The 20,816-nt window shown below is 56.2% G+C and carries 21 protein-coding genes and 1 pseudogene; 15 read left to right on the top strand and 7 right to left on the bottom strand.

Features of this window, described 5'->3' with window-relative positions; genetic code table 11:
* The first annotated feature begins 30 nt into the window (after positions 1-30).
* The 3 genes from galE to D8U18_RS04075 all read left to right on the top strand — a co-directional run bounded on the left by galE (position 31) and on the right by D8U18_RS04075 (position 3,791).
* Entirely contained in the window at positions 31-1,086 is a 1,056-nt protein-coding gene (gene galE / locus D8U18_RS04085) for a UDP-glucose 4-epimerase GalE (RefSeq protein ID WP_056854407.1), read from the top strand.
* On the top strand, positions 1,083-2,549 hold the full coding sequence (locus D8U18_RS04080) for a family 16 glycosylhydrolase (RefSeq protein WP_241664288.1): 1,467 nt from the start codon (positions 1,083-1,085) through the stop codon (positions 2,547-2,549). The genes galE and D8U18_RS04080 overlap by 4 nt, the downstream gene beginning before the upstream one ends.
* Positions 2,550-2,744: 195 nt before the next feature.
* Positions 2,745-3,791: an acyltransferase gene (locus D8U18_RS04075; RefSeq protein ID WP_131107069.1), complete on the top strand. Its 1,047-nt coding sequence runs from the start codon at positions 2,745-2,747 to the stop codon at positions 3,789-3,791.
* 68 nt (positions 3,792-3,859) lie between these two features.
* Here D8U18_RS04075 and D8U18_RS04070 read toward each other — a convergent pair whose 3' ends face one another.
* Positions 3,860-4,168 (bottom strand): hypothetical protein, encoded by a 309-nt coding sequence (locus tag D8U18_RS04070; RefSeq protein WP_056854409.1) that lies wholly within the window; start codon positions 4,166-4,168, stop codon positions 3,860-3,862.
* 84 nt (positions 4,169-4,252) lie between these two features.
* Between D8U18_RS04070 and D8U18_RS28855 the strand changes: the two genes are divergently transcribed.
* Positions 4,253-4,531: a hypothetical protein gene (locus D8U18_RS28855; protein WP_177434453.1), complete on the top strand. Its 279-nt coding sequence runs from the start codon at positions 4,253-4,255 to the stop codon at positions 4,529-4,531.
* Between the two features lie 225 nt (positions 4,532-4,756).
* On the opposite strand, the gene D8U18_RS28690 is transcribed toward D8U18_RS28855, so the two are convergent.
* The 3 genes from D8U18_RS28690 to D8U18_RS04055 form a co-directional block, all read right to left on the bottom strand.
* The gene (locus D8U18_RS28690; RefSeq protein ID WP_177434454.1) at positions 4,757-4,915 is read right to left on the bottom strand and encodes a hypothetical protein; all 159 of its coding nucleotides are present in this window, start codon (positions 4,913-4,915) and stop codon (positions 4,757-4,759) included.
* Between the two features lie 297 nt (positions 4,916-5,212).
* A complete protein-coding gene (locus D8U18_RS04060) occupies positions 5,213-6,322 on the bottom strand; it encodes an MFS transporter (RefSeq protein ID WP_131107085.1) in 1,110 nt (369 codons plus the stop codon).
* 145 nt (positions 6,323-6,467) lie between these two features.
* On the bottom strand, positions 6,468-7,391 hold the full coding sequence (locus tag D8U18_RS04055) for a LysR substrate-binding domain-containing protein (RefSeq protein WP_056854412.1): 924 nt from the start codon (positions 7,389-7,391) through the stop codon (positions 6,468-6,470).
* A gap of 504 nt (positions 7,392-7,895) precedes the next feature.
* On the opposite strand from D8U18_RS04055, the gene D8U18_RS04050 reads away from it, so the two are divergent.
* The gene (locus D8U18_RS04050; protein WP_131107068.1) at positions 7,896-9,272 is read left to right on the top strand and encodes an MFS family transporter; all 1,377 of its coding nucleotides are present in this window, start codon (positions 7,896-7,898) and stop codon (positions 9,270-9,272) included.
* 62 nt (positions 9,273-9,334) lie between these two features.
* On the opposite strand, the gene D8U18_RS04045 is transcribed toward D8U18_RS04050, so the two are convergent.
* From D8U18_RS04045 to D8U18_RS04035, 3 genes are all read right to left on the bottom strand, one after another.
* Positions 9,335-10,783, bottom strand: a complete 1,449-nt coding sequence (locus tag D8U18_RS04045; RefSeq protein WP_131107067.1) for an alanine/glycine:cation symporter family protein — start codon at positions 10,781-10,783, stop codon at positions 9,335-9,337.
* 166 nt (positions 10,784-10,949) lie between these two features.
* Positions 10,950-11,768 (bottom strand): alpha/beta hydrolase, encoded by an 819-nt coding sequence (locus D8U18_RS04040; RefSeq protein WP_056854415.1) that lies wholly within the window; start codon positions 11,766-11,768, stop codon positions 10,950-10,952.
* A 155-nt stretch (positions 11,769-11,923) separates the two neighbouring features.
* Complete coding sequence (locus tag D8U18_RS04035) at positions 11,924-12,817, bottom strand: LysR family transcriptional regulator (RefSeq protein WP_131107066.1); 894 nt, start codon at positions 12,815-12,817, stop codon at positions 11,924-11,926.
* A gap of 104 nt (positions 12,818-12,921) precedes the next feature.
* Between D8U18_RS04035 and D8U18_RS04030 the strand changes: the two genes are divergently transcribed.
* From D8U18_RS04030 to D8U18_RS28960, 10 genes and pseudogenes are all read left to right on the top strand, one after another.
* Positions 12,922-13,587: an RraA family protein gene (locus D8U18_RS04030; protein WP_056854417.1), complete on the top strand. Its 666-nt coding sequence runs from the start codon at positions 12,922-12,924 to the stop codon at positions 13,585-13,587.
* Positions 13,587-14,249: an RraA family protein gene (locus D8U18_RS04025; protein ID WP_131107065.1), complete on the top strand. Its 663-nt coding sequence runs from the start codon at positions 13,587-13,589 to the stop codon at positions 14,247-14,249. The genes D8U18_RS04030 and D8U18_RS04025 overlap by 1 nt, the downstream gene beginning before the upstream one ends.
* Positions 14,249-14,887 (top strand): dimethylmenaquinone methyltransferase, encoded by a 639-nt coding sequence (locus tag D8U18_RS04020; protein ID WP_131107064.1) that lies wholly within the window; start codon positions 14,249-14,251, stop codon positions 14,885-14,887. The genes D8U18_RS04025 and D8U18_RS04020 overlap by 1 nt, the downstream gene beginning before the upstream one ends.
* Positions 14,884-16,098, top strand: coding sequence for a pyridoxal phosphate-dependent aminotransferase (locus D8U18_RS04015; RefSeq protein ID WP_131107063.1), 1,215 nt, complete (start codon positions 14,884-14,886; stop codon positions 16,096-16,098). The genes D8U18_RS04020 and D8U18_RS04015 overlap by 4 nt, the downstream gene beginning before the upstream one ends.
* 172 nt (positions 16,099-16,270) lie before the next feature.
* On the top strand, positions 16,271-16,810 hold the full coding sequence (locus D8U18_RS04010; protein WP_019579805.1) for a thiamine pyrophosphate-binding protein: 540 nt from the start codon (positions 16,271-16,273) through the stop codon (positions 16,808-16,810).
* Complete coding sequence (locus tag D8U18_RS04005; RefSeq protein ID WP_056854421.1) at positions 16,798-17,394, top strand: thiamine pyrophosphate-dependent enzyme; 597 nt, start codon at positions 16,798-16,800, stop codon at positions 17,392-17,394. Before D8U18_RS04010 ends, D8U18_RS04005 begins: the two co-directional genes overlap by 13 nt.
* 66 nt (positions 17,395-17,460) lie before the next feature.
* Positions 17,461-18,624, top strand: coding sequence for an acyl-CoA dehydrogenase family protein (locus tag D8U18_RS04000; RefSeq protein WP_056854422.1), 1,164 nt, complete (start codon positions 17,461-17,463; stop codon positions 18,622-18,624).
* A 74-nt stretch (positions 18,625-18,698) separates the two neighbouring features.
* Positions 18,699-19,901: a CaiB/BaiF CoA-transferase family protein gene (locus tag D8U18_RS03995; protein ID WP_177434983.1), complete on the top strand. Its 1,203-nt coding sequence runs from the start codon at positions 18,699-18,701 to the stop codon at positions 19,899-19,901.
* A gap of 62 nt (positions 19,902-19,963) precedes the next feature.
* Positions 19,964-20,713, top strand: a complete 750-nt coding sequence (locus tag D8U18_RS03990) for an electron transfer flavoprotein subunit beta/FixA family protein (protein WP_131107061.1) — start codon at positions 19,964-19,966, stop codon at positions 20,711-20,713.
* Positions 20,714-20,816, top strand: a pseudogene (locus D8U18_RS28960) (electron transfer flavoprotein subunit alpha/FixB family protein); the annotation flags it as partial. It lies immediately after the preceding gene.

Raw genomic sequence — 20,816 nt, 5'->3', positions numbered from 1 at the left:
ACTCAGTCACTGAGACAGGAAGACCTCACCATGCGCAAAACTACGTTGATTACTGGCGGCGCCGGCTACATCGGCTCTCATACCGCTTTGGCGCTTATCAATGCCGGACACAAAGTGCTGGTGCTCGACAACCTGTGCAACAGCTGCCGTGAGTGCATTGCGCGCCTTGAGCAACTGACCCTGACCCGGGTTGATTTCATCAATGGCGACATCCGTGATACGGCCCTGCTGGACACCATCTTCAACCGCTACGACATTGATGCCGTGGTGCATTTTGCCAGCCTCAAATCCGTAGAAGAAAGCGTGCGCAAGCCGCTGGACTACTACGCCAACAATGTCGCCGGCACGCTTGAACTGTGCCGGGCAATGGCTCGCAATAACGTATTCCAGCTGGTGTTCAGCTCTTCGGCCACGGTTTATGGCGAGCCCACACGCACACCAATTGCCGAAGATTTCGGCACCGGCAAACCGGTCAATCCCTATGGCCGTACCAAGCTCATGATCGAAGAGTTGCTCACCGATCTGTGCCACTCCGACCCACGCTGGAGCATCGGCCTGCTGCGCTATTTCAATCCGATTGGCGCTCACGAAAGCGCGATGATCGGCGAAGACCCCAGAGGCCGCCCCAATAACCTGTTGCCGTGCCTGACGCAGGTCGCGATTGGCCGCACCCCCGAACTCACGGTGTACGGCAACGATTACCCGACCGTGGATGGCACCTGCGTGCGCGACTACATCCACGTGGTCGACCTTGCCATCGGCCACCTCAAGGCACTTCAGGTATTGCAGCACACCCGCGGCATCGATTTCTGGAACCTGGGCACTGGCATTGGCTATAGCGTGCTGCAGATCATCCACAGTTTCGAAGACATCACCGGCATCAGCATTCCTTATCGCTTCGCACCGCGGCGTGAAGGTGATATCGCGCAAATGTGGGCCGACCCGAGCAAGGCAGCACGTGAACTGGGATGGAGCGCGCAACGTGGCCTGGAACAAATGATCATCGATACCTGGCGGTGGCAGTCGTGTAATCCGCAGGGGTATCAATCTTCGTTCGAAACCCCGTCGCTGGTTGCAGTCAAATGATGTTCAGGGGTTGTCTGCTGCTGGTACTGCTGTGGGTTTCGCTGGCTTGCACCGCCGCACAATCGCCCCCCACCACCGGGCTGGTGCTGTGGCTGGACGGCGCCGATGCGAACACGCTGACCCTGGGCGCGCAGGACAGTGTCCAGCGCTGGAACGACAAATCCGGAAAATCCCATCACGCCACAGTCGATGATGCCGCCTCCAAGCCACAGCGCATGGCAAACGCTCTCAATGGCCATTCGGTGGTGCGTTTCAGTGGCGTGTCGGGGTTTCTGGGAAAAACCATCCGCAGCGCCAAAGGCCCGGTCACGGTATTGATCGTTTCCCGCCGATTGGCCGAACAAGCCGAGGTTGATCCCTGGCAACGCTTGTTCAGCTCACGCCCGCAAAGCACCGACAACGATAACGTGTTGCCGAATTTCGCCATCAGCCTGCAACAGACCACGGCGTATGCGCCGACCGTATCCGTCCTGGAGCTTTACGATGTGCCGATTGGCCCCTATGCCGTCGGGCGCAATGCCATTGGTAATTCTGAAAACTTTCGCGGCGACATCGCGGAAGTGTTGGTGTACGACCGTGCGTTTGCCTCCCTCGCAGAACGCCAGCATGCATTTCAGTACCTGGCGGATAAATGGTCGGTTGCCATTCCGAAATCAGCTAATACATGGACCCGCGTCGGACCACTGGGCCCACTGCCGAAACGGGTCAACGCCAATCTGCCGCTGTCCGATCAGGCCAATACCGGTAAGTGGGTTCTCAACAGCAAACTGTCCGACGACTTCAATGGCAGCACCCTCGATCGCCAACGCTGGCATGTTAACAATGCCATCGGCAACGAGTCGCTGGGACGCAAACCGGCGTTGTTCACGCCGAACAATGCATCCGTCAACAACGGCAACCTGAACATTGTCTTCCGCAAGGAAACCTTGCCGCACAAGTACGTCCAGCTCGGCTTCAAGGACTACACCTCCGCCATGGTCCGAACCATTGAAAAGGGCTTCTACGGATACTATGAAGCCCGCGCCAAACCCATGAATTCTGCGGGTTCCAGCGCATTCTGGCTGGCGTGGACGGGTATGGAGGACAACGCCACCGAAATCGACATTTTCGAAATCGGCGGCAAAACCAAAAACGCGGCGCTCGACCGCTCGTACAACATGAATGCCCACGTGTGGGCTACACCGCAAAGCAAGGAGCACTTGGCCGACGGCAGCACCTGGATCAGTCCATGGCGCCTGGCGGACGACTTCCATGTCTACGGTTTCGACTGGCAGCCCGACACCCTGCGTTGGTACGTCGATGGTGTACTGGTCAGGGAATCAAAGAACACCCATTTTTACTTCCCGATGGAGGTGATCTTCGACAGCGAAGCCATGTGGAAATGGTTTGGTGTAGTCGACGATGCCGACCTGCCTTCCACCTTCGAAGTCGACTATTTCCGCCTGTGGCAACGCAATCGATAGCGTCACACAAAGGCCGAGGTGCCCTTGGTCTTATTGCTTCGGATCCGCTTCACTTCCCGCACGTTGTAACTGCGTGCCCACTTCAATTGAAGTCCCTGAGGCGCTACTGCCGCCATAGCGTACGCCCTGGGTAAAATTTCAATCGGCAGGGAGGTCAGTATTCATTTCGCGCTAACAAGTATGGAGCGCATATACATGATCAAGCGACGATTAAACGAACTGGATTTGCTGCGTTTCCTTGCTGCCATCGCTGTAGTGTTTTTTCACTATGCGTTTCGCGGTTATGCCAAAGGCGACATGTCTACCATGCCCTACCCGCTATTGGCTGAGCCCGCCAAATACGGTTATTTGGGCGTTGAACTGTTTTTCATGATCAGTGGGTTTGTCATTCTGATGACCGCTTCGAGCAATAATCTGAGAGCGTTTTTTATCTCCCGCGTCGTCCGCCTCTGCCCGGCTTTCTGGGTGTGCTGCACGATCACCTTTGCAATCACCCTTGCCATTGGACAGCCCAGATATAGCGCTGATTTTTATCAATACATCATCAACATGGCATTCCTGAGCGAGCTGATGGGAGTTCCACAAATCGACGGCGTGTACTGGTCACTATTTGTAGAGATTCAATTCTATCTAATGATTTCCATCTTGTTGGCCTTCAAGAAAATAGAAAAAATAGAGACCTACCTCGTGTTCTGGCTGCTGATATCCGCCACTGCCGAACTTCTCGCTTTTGAAAAGCTGCGCTCGATACTGATTACTGATTACGCTGCCTATTTCATAGCAGGCGCAACCTTCTACATCATATGGGCCAAGGGCATCACGAAAACACGGGTTTTCCTGCTGGCGGGTGCGCTGGCATTAGCCAACTACACGGCAATTGTCTGGGCCGAATTGCTCGAATCAAAATACGCAACCGAATACAACCCGCTGATCGTATGCAGCGTCATCGGTCTGTTCTTCATCACGTTTATCTTGATCGCAACCAACAAAACGGGAGCCATAGCGACATACAACTGGACCGCATTGGGCGCGCTGACCTACCCGCTTTACCTGCTGCATCAAATGATCGGATTCATGATCTTCAACATTGCCTATCCGGCTGTGAACTCACACATATTGCTTTGGGGCACCATCGTCTTGATGCTGGGTGCGTCTTACGCCATCAACAAACTCATTGAAATCCCCATGGCCAGGTCCATTAAAAAATTCCTTTCGTTATCTTTCATACGTGTCTGGGGATGATTGGCTGGCCAATGTAGCGCCATAAAAAAGCCCGCGATTAGCGGGCAGTCGGAATGCTTCAAACTTGTTCAGGCGCCCGATTCAGGATCACTTGCCGGCACGCCGCGCTGCTCTTTTTCGCCTTCGCCCAATTCGTTCATCTGTGGGTCGGCATCAGGATCATCGGCGCGGCTGTTGGTGCCAGATTGCGGGTGCTCACTCGATACCGAGTTAGTTGCATCCACATCCGCCATATCTTCATCCACAGGCGATTCATCGTCCGGCGGTAACGGCACTTCATACTGGTTCCAGCTCGGATCATGGCCCGCTTCGTTATCCGTTGTGCGTGTTTCGCGCTGCTGCGATTTGTTGCCGGGTGCATTCTCGTCGATTTCCATGGTGACTCTCCGCTCTCATGCTCGGTTAATCCGTGCTTAAACGTAAGAAAGTCACACCATGGACGAGTGCCCGGCATTGGACGAATGGCAAAAACGAAGCACCCGACCCCGCCCTCGCCTGCATGGTTCGGCTCATCTATTCAGCATTTGGACTCAAGCGACTTTAAGCGCTTCGCCACGCACCCGCCCATCAGCCATGAGCTGCAGATACTCACGCCACTTCTGGAAAGCTTGCTGCTGCCTGCTGGAAGCTTCCAGCCACAAAGCGCCACCGATGTGCTCGACCGGGATGGACATCATCTGCGAAATCGCGAGATCAAGCTCATTAGCGAGCTCACGCCCATTCGGCAAATCGAGGATTAGTGGTCGCATAGAAACCTGTCTTTTTTTTGGGCTACTTCAATGACTTGCGAAACGGTTGATCGTGCGTAGGTTCCGACGAACGGTAGTCAGTATCTATATCCAGCTCCTGTCACCACGAAGTTGCGAAAACTCCCGCCAATAAAAAACCCCGGCGGCTGCCAGGGTTTGATTCGATGCAATGTAGGCCCTTGCGGATGGACGGGCCTTCTGGCTATTGAATCCGTCTCAGTCGTCCTGATCTATCTGATCAAGAAAATCAACGTCATCATCTTCTTCGTCAACAATTGCCTGAGCGTCCTCTTCACCCCATGACTCGTCATCATGGAATTCATGATCGAGCAGGTGGTCGTGCTCGGGCTCTGGGATATCTCGTTCTTCGCTCATGACTTACCGCAGCAAATTTGAAAAGAGCGGACTGTATATGCAGATTCGTTTCTTCCGTCAATGATCACGAAACAACGACGTGCTCTTCATCGAGATCACCGGGTAGTTTTGCAGGATCCAGCGGTATTCGGCTCTATGAGAGTCCAGTAACGTCCATCAAGAGCCGACGTTTTTGTGGGGGGAAAAGTAAGGGTAACTTACTTTTATGGCCAAAATCACCATCAAAGAACTTGAGTCGCTGACCTCTGAAGATGCCAGCCGAATCCGTAGGGAAGATGACCATCAGCGCTGTTCTTTTCATACCAGTCGAATGAGCAGCAATACCAAGAGCACGTTCAATACGGCCAGCACACTCAGTCCCGCAAGCACACCGCCAGCGCCCCAGCTCTGCAACAGGTATCCGCCTGCAAGGGGGGTCAAGGCTTGTCCTATGAGCGATGGCCGAGCCATGCGCCCCATCAGCAAAACATAATGGGTGGGCGACATGAGGGCCAACGGCAGCAGTCCTCGAACGATCGCCCGCAAACCATTACCCGCGCCATAAATCACCAGCCCCAGCGCAGTCATTGCCGGTGCGATGGTCACAAACAGCAGACCAATTGCCACGAATATCACGGAGATCAACGTCGTCCAGATCGGGTGTCGCTTACGCGAAAACACCTGTAGAACACGTGATCCTACCTGACTTGGCCCCAGCAATGCGCTCAGTCCGACGGCGGCTGCAAGCGAGTAACCCTGCCCCTGCAACAATGAAATCAGCTGGACCGACATCGCCGTCATGATCACTGCACCCAAAGCAAAAATCAGCGTAAGCAACAAGTAGATCCGCCGATCGATTGAGAAACTTTCGCCACCCACTGCCTGACTTTTTATGAGTGGTCCCGTGCCCCGCGCCAGCACCCAGAGATAAAGCGGCGCCACGACAATGACCAATAACACTCCATAAGCCTCGCACGTCGTGCGCCAACCAACGTGTTCGATGACCAGCGCAACCGCGGGCCATGACAGTGTTGTAGCAAACCCGGACACAAGGGTGATGCCCGTAATCGCACTGCCCGCTCGCTCCCCATAGAGAGAACCTAAAGCGGCGAATAGCGCTTCATATAACCCCAGCGCCATACCGACACCAATTACAGCCCAAGACAAAAAAAACATCGGCAACGAGGTCGAACTGGCCATCAGAAACAATCCGATGGCGACGCCCAGACCGCTACTGGCCAGAATAAGGCGGCCGCCGTATTGGGCAATAAGCCGACTGGTCAACGGTGCTAGCATCGCGGAAACCAGAATGCTCAGAGACAGTGCGCCATACACCCATTGGCTGGCCCAGCCGGTTTCTTTCATGATCGGATCGGCCATCACGGCCATCAGGAAGAACGAGCCTCCCCAGACCAGAACCTGCAGCATCCCCAAAATAAAAATGCCGAATACGCCAGGCAGTCGCGTTTGTTGATTCAAGACAATGTCATCAGTGGTGAGAAAGAAGGATAGCGTGAGTAGCTGAGCAATTACGTTTAAACGAACGATTCACCTAGCCAACGAATCCGTTGGCTCAAAGCATGTGCCCTGCCCAAATCTTACGATGGACCAGGTCGGCAGCAATTTCGATGAAGGCATCTCCGACGAATTTGGCAGCGGGACTGACACGCCTGTCGGCAGGGAAAACCTGAACAAGTTTGCGCATGGGAATGGGGTCAACCAAGGGGGCGGCGCTGAGCACGCCAGCTTCGATTTGGGCGTAAATCGATGCCAAAGGCAACGCGGTCAAACCGAACCCATTGCAGACCAAGGCAATCATCGCGCCAAAGGAATCCGCTTCGACACTGGTCTTGAGCTTGATCCCCACTTCACGCGCACAATCATCCAGAATCTCGCGAAGGCTATGTCGAGCGCTTGGCAACACCAATGGCTGCTCTGCCAAAGACTCGAACGACACCGGTGTATCAAGACGCAGGTTGGCGCTGGCGGGGCCGACCAGCAGCAGATTTTCCATCATCACCGGCACGATACGCAGCGTATGCAAGGGTTGGGGATCGTAAGAAATCGCCAGTTCCAATTCGCCACGCTGAACCCAATCCAGCAGATAGCCGCTGAAGGCCGAGGAAAACCTGACGGCAAGATTCGGATGCGCCTCTTTGATTTTGCGCACTAGAGGAACGGTGACGATTTCCGCTACCGTCGGCGTCGTACCAATGACGACCGTTCCCCGGAAAGAGGTCTTTCCGCCCACCACAGAACTTCGAATGGACTCCATTTCTTCCATGATTCGAGTGGCATGCGCTAGCACCTCGCGACCAGCATCGGTAATCTCCATGCCTCGTCCATGTCGATCGAACAGGTAGGTGCCGAGTTCTTTTTCCAGCATTCGAATTTGTCGGCTGAGTGCCGGTTGTGCGATGTGAAGCCGGTCGGAGGCCTTGCTGAGACTGCCAAGCTCGGCCACATGAATTAGGGTCTTGAGTTGAACGACATCCATTACCAGGCCAGTCAAAGTCGGGCTCGGCGCGAAATGCGTCGAAAGTAGTATGAGTGTAAACGCATTAGCGTTCCTTGGAATGCCACAGGACCCGCGCCGCATGGGCCTCGCGACTTTCGAGCCAGCTGTACCCCCCAGCCCGCACGGGTTGCAAGGCAAGCTATAAAATTTCGGTATATCAGTTAGGCCTGGCTGACGGCTTATTACCCTCGTCACTCTGCGGTAGCGTGCATTCAACGTCGACGCCAAGAGCGATCGACTGAATACAAGAATAAGATTCGAGGGCTTGCGCCATGATTTACTACCTTTCTCGTTACTTGACCGACCCGTCTTACACACTCAGCGAACAGCTGAGCTCTCATATACATCCCCCCTCCTCATGTGCCTTGGTCGTCAAAGGGTCACAGCATCTGCGTTAAGCACATCAACCCATCGAGCTAACAACGTCGGACACGCCTCAGCGTGCGCCTCGTATCGTCTCGCCTTGTACAAAGGGTGAACAACATGTCCGCATCAACCAGCGAATCTACAATCCACACTGTAAATTCCGATCAGATGAAAAGCCCGAATCGTGTCAGAGCAATCATGGGTGCCTGTTCGGGCAATCTTGTGGAGTGGTACGACTTTTTCATTTACGCCTACACCGCCATCTACTTCGCAGCTTCGTTTTTCCCCAAAGGTGACACCACGAGCCAACTGCTCGCTACAGCTGGCGTTTTTGCTGTCGGTTTTTTCATGCGCCCTCTCGGTGGCTGGATTTTCGGCTGGATTGCCGACACCCGTGGTCGCAAGGTCTCAATGATCATTTCGGTGTTCATGATGTGCGCCGGCTCACTGCTGATTGCCGTGATGCCGACCTATGAAACCATCGGTGTGGCGGCGCCGGTCATGCTGGTCGTCGCCAGATTGATTCAGGGCCTGTCTGTAGGCGCAGAGTACGGCACAGGTGCCACCTATATCAGCGAAATCGCAACTCCTGGTCGCCGCTGCTTTTATGGGTCTTTCCAGTACTTCACTATCATTGCGGGCCAACTCCTGGCGCTGATGACCGTGGTCATTCTTCAACAAACTCTCAGCAACGAAGAGTTGCGCGAATGGGGTTGGAGAATTCCGTTCTTTATCGGTGCATTGAGTTCCATCGTGGTGGTATATCTGCGGCGTGCCATGCATGAAACCGCCACCAAAAAAGAAATGAACCGCAAAGATGCCGGGTCTCTGCGCGGCATGTTCAAACACAAACGTGCCGTTGCACTGGTGGTGGCGTTCACCATTGGCGGTTCGCTGTACTTCTACACCTTCACCACCTACATGCAGAAATTCCTGGTGATCTCTGCAGGGTTTAGTCCGGAAACAGTGAGCTTCATCATGACGGCGGCACTGGTTGGCTTTATGTTCTGCCAGCCGCTCTTTGGTCTACTCGCCGACCGTATCGGGATCAAGGCTCACATGTTGATGTTTTCCGGATTGGCCATGCTGTTGGTGATCCCTCTGCTCTATTCACTGCAATCAGTCAGCAGTCCGTTTACGGCGTTCCTGCTGGTATTTGGCGGCCTCGCTATCGCATCGCTTTACACTCCCATTGCCGGGATCGTCAAAGCTGAACTTTTCCCACCTGCAGTGCGTGCGCTAGGCGTGGGCTTTCCGTATGCGGTAGGCAATGCAGCATTCGGCGGCACCGCCGAATACGTCGCCTTGTCGCTGCGTTCGCAGGGCATCGAGGAGTATTTCTTCTTCTACGTCGCGGCCATTGTCGCCATCACTTTCATCGCCGCGATACTGATGCCTAACCTGTCCCGTTATGGCTACATCAGCGGTTCGGGTGAAATCGAAGAACGCACCGGACTGAGGGGTTGCACAAAGTCACAGGCTGCGAGGATCTGAAGCACTGACGATTTCTGCGGTTAATTAAAAGGGCCCATGATGATCCATGGGCCCTTTTTACATCACGGGGTAGCGGATGCCACCTGCGTGGAAGGTTCGTGGATATCCTTGGTCACCTGTTCCATATTCGGCCATGCCTGCAAATCAAGATCAAGATCCCTGAACTGGCTTGAATCAAAGACCGGTGTCTTGATGCCAGCCTTGCGTTGCTGGTCGTAGTCACGCAGCAAGCGCATCCCGACATTGAACAACAGCGCCAGGGCAATCAGATTCACGAAGGCCAGCAGCGTCATAGTGATATCGGCAAAGGCGAAGACCGTTTCCAGATTCTGGATGGCTCCCCACAGGACCAGCAGCAATACCAGTCCACGATAGACCATTACGGCAGCGCGCTTGTCCCCCAGCAGAAAGCGCAGATTATTCTCGCCCAGGTAGTAGTTGTAGAGGATCGAAGTGAACACAAAGAGAGCCAACGCCACGCTGATAAAAGTGCGCCCCCAGTCTCCAACCACAGCAGCAAGCGCATTCTGGGTTAGTACCAGCCCATCACCTTCGAATCCCGGCGTGTAAAAGCCTGAGAGTAAAATCAACAGCGCCGTGCAGGTACAGATCACAAAAGTATCGAGGAACACGCTGAAGGCTTGAACCACACCTTGAGCTGCGGGGTGATCCACTTTCGCCACCGCTGCCACGTTTGGTGCACTGCCGAGTCCCGCCTCGTTGGCAAATACCCCACGCTTGACGCCCATCACAATGGCACTGCCGACCAGGCCGGCGAAGGCCTGATCCAGACCGAAAGCGCTTTTGAAGATGGTCATCAGCATGCCAGGGACATGATCGAACTGGAGCACGATCACGTAGACAGTGACACCGATGTAAGCCAGCGTTTTAACGGGCACCAGCAGATCCGAGACGGCAGCGATTCGCTTGATGCCGCCCATGAATACCAGACCCAGCAACACGGCAACCGCAATGCCGGAATACGTCGTAGAGAAACCAAAGGCATTATTCAGTGAGTGAGTCACAGCGTGGGATTGCAGTCCGTTGAAGGCGAAACCAAAGGTCACCAGCAGCAACAAGGCCATGACCTTGCCCAACCAGGCCTGCTTCAGTCCGTACTGGATGTAATACGACGGCCCGCCTCGGAACTGCCCATTCGCATCACACCGTTTGTACAACTGCCCCAAGCTGCATTCAAAGAAGCTAGTGGACATACCGACCAGGGCCGTGATCCACATCCAGAACACCGCGCCTGGACCACCCAACGTGACCGCCAAGCCGACACCAGCGATATTGCCTGCGCCTACACGACCGGCGAGGCTCAGCATCAGAGCCTGAAACGAACTGATCTGGCCAGCACTCTTTTGCACGCTATCGCGGAACGCGCCGAACATATGCAAAAAATGGCGGACCTGGACAAAGCGTGAGCGCACCGTGAAGTAGCCGCCCAAGCCTACGATGAGCACGATCAGAAGCTTGCCGGAAAGAAAACTGTTAATGACTTCAAGCATGGGTCGAACCTCTTGTTGTTATAGGTACACGAATTTCAGGCACGCATGCGCCTGCACACATCGCCGCCCGAGAGCAGCAGAAGTGACTGAACCAGCTTTGTGAATTTCAATTGCGTGGCCTGAGGGGCTCCCGCGAAAAATCCGAAAGCCCTCAGAACGGCAGGGCTTACCCGGTAAGGCTGCTTGCCTGGAAATCGGCGATCTGCTGCCACATCGCGATAGGGTTGGAATACATCGGGAAATGCCCGCACTCAGGAATTGCTGCCAGCCGTACACCTTCAGCCTGGATATACGGCAGATAGGACAGTGACGCGTTCTGCTCGCCGTACATAAACATTCGAGGGCATTCCAACCCAAGGAACTTACCCATCAGGTCAGCGTTATCAGAGAGGTCAACCATCGACTCGAAAATTCCCCGTACTGCACCGGCACGAACTTTGTGCCGCAAGCTCGCGGAATAAAGTGCACTGGCATAGGCCGTGGCGTGCCGGGCGCGTTCGATAAATGCCGCGAAAAACGACTCGGGATCGTTACTCGGATAGTCGACAATCTGCCGGCTGAGGAAGCAATCTTCCGGGGCGATGTTGCCCTCGATATCGACGAAGCTGAGTACCCGCTCCGGGAACTCATGGGCCAACATCAGTGCGGTCAGCCCACCCATGGAGTGGCCGACCAGATGGAAGCGCTCGATGCCAAAATGTCCCAACACCTGCAATGCCGTCTGCATCAGGAAGGGTATGGAAACTTTGGAAAGGTCATTGCACTGGCTTTCACCGCAACCCGGTGCGTCGTAAGCGACGAAGGGGTGACCAGCAAATGCTGACTGCTGCACGATGTCGGCATAGTCTTCTTTGGTCGAACCAAAACCATGCAGGAACACAATTGGCGCCAGGACGCCCTCGCGATGGATGGCCGCCACGTTCAACTGAACACCCTCCACCGTCAGAGGAAGTTGCACGTGACTGAAGCTTTCTGGTGAAGGCACGTTATTGACTCCTTGAGCGAAAAGGTAGCGCCGGGCCAGGTTTGCCGGCAATCAGGCATACAATTTCAAGGGAATCGTATGTTCTGTAAATTCCTAATTGGGGAACGCTTTCATACGCCAAACCTATCAACCGATGAGCGAGCATATTGGCCGACTCAGGTCTTGGTACGGAAACGGTCAACCACTTCCTCCACCAGCGGATTAGGCCGATCAGCATTCCAGGCCATGGCAGTGGTCACGACATTGAGCTTCTGGCTAAGCGGTCGAAATACCACATTGGCCGGCGCCATTTTCTTCAGCGAAGCCGGTACCAGCGCAATGCCTTGACCGTAGCTGACAAAGGCGATTTGCGAGGCAACAGAGCGCACTTCATGCAACACGCGAGGGGAAAAACCACTGGCCCGGCAGGTCGCGATCAGATTGTCGAAATATACCGGGCTGACCTTTCGGGAAAACATCACCAAGGGCTCGTTGGACAGACTGGACAAACTGATTCGAGTGCGTGAAGCCAAGGGATGATCACTGGGCAAAGCCACCACCAGTCGATCTTCCAACAGCGGCAGTGACTTGATCGAGGCCCCCAAATCACCATCCAGGCGGGCGAACGCCAAGTCGATATCGCCGGCTTCCAGCGCCGGAACGGCTTCAACGCTGTCGATTTCCCGCACGGACACGGTGAGGTGCGGATAGTCGTTCTTCAATTGCTCGATCAACCTCGGCAAGACATCGAACATTGCCGTGGAAATCGCTCCAATGGTCAACATCCCCGACTGCCCCGCCACTGCCTCCTCCACGGCAAGTTCCAGGCGCTCAAGCTGGTCGGCGAACTTACGCACGGCCGGCAGGATCGCCGCCCCCACCGGCGTCAACTTTGCACCACGTCGCGAGCGATCAAACAACTTGACCTTGAGCGCCTGCTCCAGCACCTGAATCTGCTCGCTCAACGGAGGCTGGGACATACCCAAACGCTTGGCCGCGCGGCCAAAATTCTGTTCTTCGGCAACCGCCAGGAACAACCAGAGATGACGAATCAGACGAAAGTTGATCATGATTAACCCATAGGTTTAACGTATCTAATAGTTCTGTGATTAGTAATATACCTATCAAATAGCCTCACCGACACTGGGCGCCTCGTCACTAGAGGGGCTACCCCATGATCCATGAGAGCTTGCTAAATCGCTTGGCAGCGCTGGACACCAACACGGTGTCCGATGCGCTCGACTTCCTTGGCCTGCCGGGTGCCACCATTGGGCTGCGTCCCCTGTGGAACTGCCCAAAGATCGTAGGCCGCGCCAGTACGGTACAACTGGCCCCGAAATCTGACAGTGCACCTACAGTGCATCTGATTACCCCAGTGGTTGAAAAGATCGACAGCGACGACCGAGTACTCGTGATCGCCGGCGGTATCGAGGGCATCTCGTGCTGGGGCGACATCCTGGCCAACGCGTCGGCCCGCAAGAAAGTACGCGGCACTGTGATCGATGGTTTCAGTCGAGACATCGATGGCAGCGAATCGATTGGCTACCCGGTTTACGGACGCGGGGTCACCATGATCAGTGCCCGCAATCGAGTCATTCAGATCGACGCGGCCGTGACCATAAAAGTGGCCGGCGTCGACGTTAATGAAGACGACTATGTCATTGCCGATACCTGCGGAACTGTGTTCGTCCCACAAGCCTATATCGACAAGGTGGTCGACCTTGGCGAGCGCATCGCCCGCCGCCAGGACGCAATGGTCGAGGCAGTGCGCAGCGGCCGTTCGGTGGCCGAGGTCATGCATGACACCCAATTCGAAGCGATCCACGTGGAGCACGCCTGATGAATCTTGAAGATCAAACCCTGGTCGCCTTATTTGAAGGCCTTGACACCCCGGGCGTCTCCGATGCCCTGGACAAGCTAGGCCTGCCCGGTCAATGCCTCGGCGTGGCACCGCTGGACAACTACAGCAAGGTTATCGTCGGACCGGCCTTCACCGTGCAGTACGTCACGGCCAGCGTACCTCCTGGCACCGTGGGCGATTTCATCGAAGACGTGGCACCCGGTGATGTGGTGGTCATCGACAATGGCGGCCGTACCGACTGCACTGTCTGGGGCGACATCATGACCCAGTACGCCGGCCACCGGCAGATCGCTGCAACGGTCATCGACGGAGTTTGCCGTGACGTGAACAAAGCGCTGGGCGACGGCTATCCGATCTTCAGCAAAGGCCGCTTTATGCGCACCGGCAAAGACCGCGTACAAGTTCAATCGGTGAACCAGCCAGTGTCTGTCGGCACAGCCCGAGTCTGCTCCCGCGACATCGTGGTCGCCGACGCCAATGGCGTGGTCATCGTCCCCCGTGCTCGCGCGGCTGAAGTGGCGGCGTGTGCTCGTCAGATCGAATCGGTCGAAGCCGACATTCGCGCCCTGATCGCTAAAGGCAAAACCCTTGAAGAAGCCCGCGCTGCATTGGGTTACCACAGCTTGCAGAGGAAAGTCTGATGACCACGCTCCCCCTCCCCTTGAATTTCCACGAACGGGCAAAAGTGTTAGGCAGCTCGACGCTGTATGAAGCGTCCCATTTGCCTTGCGCGGTTGACAGTGCGATCCGTCCCGTTTGGGACGGCGCCTTCATCGCCGCCCCCGCCTACCCGCTGGAATGTTCGCCGGGCGATAACCTCGCCCTGCACTTGGCCATGGAACGAGTGCCTCGTGGCAGCGTATTGGTGGTAGGCACAGGTAGCTTCATCGCCGGTTACTGGGGCGAAGTGCTCACAGTGGCGGCTGAAGCGGCTGGCGTGGTCGGTCTGGTAATCGATGGCGGCGTACGAGATATAGCAGCCATGAAGAAACGCCAGTTTCCGGTCTTTGCCCGCGGAATCTCGGTGAAAGGCACCGTCAAGGTAAGCGCGCCTTCGATTGGACAACCCTTTAATTTCAACGGTGCTTTCGTGGCTCAGGGCGATCTGGTTGTGGCCGACGATGACGGCGTGATTATCATTCCCAAGGCTGATGCGGCACGCACGCTGGCCGAAGGCGAGGCGCGTGCGCACAAGGAAGTGCAGATGATGCAGGCATTGACCGAAGGCCGCTCGACACTGGAGCTGATGAACCTGACTGAGTGGAGAACCCGCGCATGAGCGCCGTTATCCAACGACTGAATCAACGCCTGGCCAGCGCACAACCATCAGCGACTTATCGGATCATGGACCGTGTAGCGGAACGCCGGGCACAAGGTGCGAAGATCATTTCGCTATGCGCCGGCGAGCCAGATTTCGATACGCCCAAGCATGTTCGCGAAGCGGCTATTGTCGCCATCGAGCACGGCCATACCCGCTACACACAAGTTGCCGGTGAACGTTCACTGCGAGAAGCAGTGGCCGCCAAGTTCCGCCGCGAGAATGGCCTGGATGTCACCTGGCAAGACACCCTCGTCTGTAACGGTGGCAAACAGGTGATCTACAACGCCTTGGCAGCAACCCTTAATGAGGGCGATCAGGTCATCGTGCCGGCGCCGTACTGGGTCAGTTACCCGGAGATGGTTCAATTGTGTGGAGGTGAAGCCCGGATAGTGACGTGCGATGCGGGTACCGGCTTCAAGCTAACACCACCTGCGTTGGCCGCGGCGATCACACCGCAGACCCGCTGGTTAATCCTCAATTCGCCGTCCAACCCGACCGGCGCGGTGTACAGCCGGGGCGAACTGCAAGCGTTGGCTGAAGTGTTGTTGGCTAATCCTCACGTGCTGATTCTGGCTGATGACATCTACGAGCATTTGATCTTCGACGATCAAACTTTCCATACCCTGGCCCAAGTCGAACCGCGGCTGGCACCGCGAACACTGACCATGAACGGTGTATCTAAAGCCTATGCCATGACCGGTTGGCGTATCGGTTTTGCTACCGGACCACGCTGGCTGCTGGAGGCTATGGAAAAACTGCAAGGTCAGCAAACCTCTGGCGCCAGCTCGATTTCGCAACAAGCCGCACTTGCTGCTCTGGAGGGTCCCAAGGACTTTATCCGTGAAAGCCGCGCTGCTTTCCAGGGTCGTCGCGACTTGATGGTGGCGCTGCTGAATAACACGCAAGGTCTTGAATGTGTCAGTCCGGCAGGAGCTTTTTACGCGTTCGCTTCCTGCGCCGGGTTGATCGGCCTTACCTCACCGGGTGGCCGGGTACTGCACACCGACGAAGATGTTGCACATGCGCTACTCGATGAGGCAGATGTGGCCGTGGTGCATGGCAGCGCGTTTGGACTTGGTCCTTACATTCGTATTGCCTATGCGCTGGATGATGCTTCATTGCGCCGAGCCTGCGAGGCCATCCGTACATTCTGCACCTCCCTGCGTTAATCATTGTCCCGTCCTATAAAGCGTGGCTATCGCATTTGCCCGACACGCCACGCGCCCCTAACCAGCTATAAAAATCGGGCATATCTCAAAGACAAAAACGGTAGTCGCAGTTCGGTTCCAGCCATCCCAGAATGAGTGAAAACACAAAAGCAGCACTGCTTGGGAGATGGGTATGTCAACAGAAGCTGAACAAACCGTGGGACAGGATTGGCAGGAGGACGTGTTCCGCGTGCTCAAGGCCCACAACGTCAAACACGTGGTCTTTGTACCGGATGCCGGCCACTCGGCAGCGATACGCATGTCGTATGCGGACCCGGACATCAAAGCCGTCGTCCTCACCACCGAAGAAGAAGGCATCGGCTACCTGGCAGGGGCGTGGCTTGGCGGGGAACGCGGCGCTCTGCTTATGCAGTCCAGCGGAGTCGGGAACTGCATCAACACCCTCGCTCTTCAAGTCTGCGCCGGCTTCCCGCTGCTGATGGTCGTCACCATGCGAGGCGACTGGGCCGAATTCAACGCGTGGCAGAACCCTATGGGTCAGGCAACCGAAGCCTCTCTGAACCTGATGAAGGTCATGACCTGGCGCGCGGACGTCCCGGAAGACGTCGCTCCGCTGCTGCACGGTGCCGCGACGATGGCATTCAACGGAGATTCCTCCACCGCCCTGCTGCTCGGTCAACGCCTGATTGGAGAAAAGAAATGGGTCAAGTAAGCGCAAACCACACTCTGTGCCGCCGCGAAGTGGTTAAAGCCCTCCTGGCCGACCGCAAAGACGTGTTGGTCGTGACCGGTCTGGGCTCGGCGTCCTACGACGTCATGGCCGCAGGCGACAACGACCTGAACTATTACCTGTGGGCCGCCATGGGCAGTGCCATCACGGTTGGCCTTGGCCTGGCCAATGCGCAACCTGACAAATCAGTGGTCGTCGTCACCGGGGATGGTGAATTGCTGATGGGCTTCGGCGCCCTGGCTACGGTTGCCCTGCAAAAGCCTGCCAACCTGACCATTGCGGTACTGGATAACGGCCACTTCGGCGAGACCGGCATGCAGGTCAGCCATGCGGGATTTGGTATTTCCCTGGACCAGGTCGCGAAAACTTGCGGCTTCAGTTGGACCGATGAAATCCGTGACATGGAAGGCGTACACAACCTGCGCGAGCGTTTCACAACGCGCGATGGTGTCAAGCTCGCAACGATCAAGATCAAAGCGGAAAACCCGCCACGCGTGCTGCCACCGCGAGACGGTCACTACATCAAGAATCGCTTTCGTGCTGCACTGGGTTTCAATCCGATCTGACCAATCTTTGCCCGTACCCGGTCACGCAGGGCGGCTGCCGTGCGTGACGCGTTGAGGAGAACAATAATGACTGACCGCAACTCTGACGAACTCAATGCCATCCGCGAGGGCGTACGTGCTCTATGCGCTGAATTCGATGCGGCTTACTGGCGTAAAGTCGACGAAGAAAAAGGCTTCCCGGAAACCTTCGTCAAGGCTCTGACCGATGCAGGTTGGCTGGCAGCGATGATTCCCGTCGAGTATGGCGGCTCCGGCCTGGGATTGGCCGAGGCCTCGGTCATCCTCGAAGAGGTGAATCGCTGCGGCGGCAATTCCGGCACCGTTCACGGGCAGATGTACAACATGTTCACCCTGCTGCGTAACGGTAGCGAGGCGCAGAAGAGCTATTACCTGCCGAAACTGGCCAGCGGCGAATTGCGCCTGCAATCGATGGCCGTGACCGAGCCGACTACCGGTACCGACACCACAAAGATCAAGACCACAGCGATCAAACGCGGTGACAAGTACGTCATTAACGGGCAGAAGGTCTGGATCTCCCGCGTCCAGCATTCCGATCTTATGATCCTGTTAGCGCGTACTACTCCTTTGGCCGACGTGAAGAAAAAGTCCGAAGGGATGTCGATCTTCCTCGTCGACCTACGTGAGGCCATTGGTAACGGCCTGACCGTGCAACCGATTGCCAACATGGTCAACCACGAAACCAACGAACTGTTCTTCGACAACCTGGAAATTCCTGCCGATAGCCTCATCGGCGAGGAAGGCAAAGGATTCAGGTACATCCTGGATGGCCTGAATGCTGAACGCACACTGATCGCCGCCGAATGCATTGGCGACGGTCGTTGGTTTATCGAAAAGGCCAGCGCCTACGCCCGTGATCGCGTCGTGTTCGGACGCCCTATCGGGCAGAACCAAGGCGTTCAGTTCCCCATCGCTGAAGCACACATTGAAATCGAAGCGGCTGATTTGATGCGTTGGCGTGCTTGCGAGGAATACGACAGCGGCATCAATGCCGGGGCCAGCGCCAACATGGCCAAGTACCTGGCGGCGAAAGCCTCCTGGGAAGCCGCCAATGCGTGCTTGCAGACCCACGGCGGTTTTGGTTTTGCCTGCGAGTACGACGTCGAGCGCAAGTTCCGCGAAACCCGTCTTTATCAAGTTGCGCCGATCTCTACCAACCTGATTCTTTCGTACGTCGCCGAGCATTTGCTTGAACTGCCGCGCTCCTTCTAAAGGAACAGCGTAAAGCCCAGTGCGCCAGCTAAAGCAGGCGCGACTGGGGAGCCATGACAAGAGAGATAATAATCATGAGCCAACCCAAAGGCATCCGTCCGCTCGATGGCATTACCGTCATCAGCCTTGAGCATGCGATTGCAGCGCCCTTCTGCACCCGACAACTGGCCGATCTCGGCGCACGTGTAATCAAAGTCGAACGCCCAGGCACGGGTGACTTCGCCAGAGGCTACGACCAACGCGTCAACGGCCTCGCCTCGCACTTCGTCTGGACCAATCGCTCGAAAGAAAGCCTGACCCTCGATCTCAAACAAGATTCAGCCACCGAGGTGCTAGACAGTTTGCTGGCCACTGCTGATGTCCTGGTGCAGAACCTGGCGCCGGGTGCGGCAGCACGAATGGGACTTTCATTTGAGGCTTTGCATCAGCGATTTCCACGCCTGATTGTCTGTGATATTTCAGGCTACGGCGCAGGCGGCCCCTATGAAAAGAAAAAAGCCTATGACCTGTTGATCCAGAGCGAAGGCGGATTCCTGTCGGTCACCGGCGGACCGGCTGAGGAAGACATGGCCAAGGCTGGTTGCTCGATTGCTGACATCGCGGCCGGCATGTACGCCTACACCGGAATTCTGTCTGCCTTGCTGTTGCGTGGACGCACTGGTGAAGGTAGCCACCTCGATGTGTCCATGCTGGAAAGCCTGGTCGAGTGGATGAACTACCCGATGTATTACGCCTACGACGGTGCTGCACCGCCCCCGCGCGCCGGCGCCGCGCACGCCACAATCTACCCGTATGGCCCCTTCCCCATCGGTGATGGCACCACAGTCATGCTGGGGTTGCAGAACGAACGAGAGTGGCAGCTGTTCTGCGACAAAGTCCTGATTGCACCTGAACTGGCGAAAGACGAACGCTTCTGCGCCAACTTCAAGCGCGTCGAGAACCGTCAGACGCTGCGGGAAATCATTGTTGAATCGTTCTCCAGACTCAATTTTGATGCGGTACTGGATCGGTTGGAGCATGCGCAAATTGCCAACGCCCGGGTCAACGATATGCAAGGCGTCTGGGACCATCCGCAACTTCAGGCCCGTGATCGCTGGCGGCAAGTCGAAACCAGCGCCGGTATCGTCCCGAGCTTGATACCTCCGGGCAGCAACAGCGCGTTCGAGCCTCGCATGGATGCCGTTCCGGGTCTCGGCCAGCACACCGAGCAGGTGCTCAGGGAACTGGGGCTGGGTCCGGACCGTATTGAACAAATGCGTGCAGCCGGGGCGATTTAGCCTTTGTCTGAAAACAAAAGGCCTGCTTGCAACGATCAAAGTTTTTGAGAGAACACCGTCCAATGAAGACCCTGGTAGCTGTGAAGCGAGTAGTCGACTACAACGTGAAAGTTCGCGTCAAGGCGGACAATTCCGGCGTCGATCTTGCCAACGTCAAGATGTCGATGAACCCATTCTGCGAGATCGCCGTGGAAGAAGCCGTACGCCTGAAAGAGAAGGGTGTTGCGACTGAAATCGTCGTCGTCTCCGTCGGCCCGTCCACCGCTCAGGAGCAACTGCGCACCGCGCTGGCTCTGGGTGCCGACCGTGCCATCCTCGTCGAATCCGCCGAAGATCTGACTTCCCTGGCTGTTGCCAAACTGTTGAAAGCGGTTGTCGACAAGGAACAGCCTCAGCTGGTGATCCTTGGCAAGCAAGCGATCGACAGCGACAACAACCAGACTGGCCAGATGCTCGCTGCATTGAGCGGCTACGGTCAGGGCACGTTCGCTTCGAAAGTCGAAATCAGCGGCGACACAGTTGCCGTGACTCGCGAAATCGACGGCGGCGCGCAGACTGTTTCCCTGAAACTGCCAGCGATCGTCACCACCGACCTGCGTTTGAACGAGCCGCGCTACGCGTCCCTGCCAAACATCATGAAAGCCAAGAAGAAGCCTCTCGAGACGCTGACTCCGGACGCTTTGGGCGTTTCCACCGCCTCCACCAACAAGACCCTGAAAGTCGAAGCGCCTGCTGCACGCAGCGCGGGTATCAAGGTCAAGTCGGTGGCTGAACTGGTGGAAAAACTCAAGAATGAAGCGAAGGTGATCTGAATGACGATCCTGGTTATTGCTGACTATTCAACCGACCAGCAGGACAACAAAGTGCTGGCCCCGGCCACGCTGAACACCGTTGCTGCCGCTGCCAAAATCGGCG

The sequence above is a fragment of the Pseudomonas sp. Sample_10 genome (assembly GCF_004321495.1).
Classification (GTDB): domain Bacteria; phylum Pseudomonadota; class Gammaproteobacteria; order Pseudomonadales; family Pseudomonadaceae; genus Aquipseudomonas.
The sequence above is the reverse complement of the archived record's forward strand: the minus strand, read 5'-3'. Positions and strand labels throughout refer to the sequence as shown.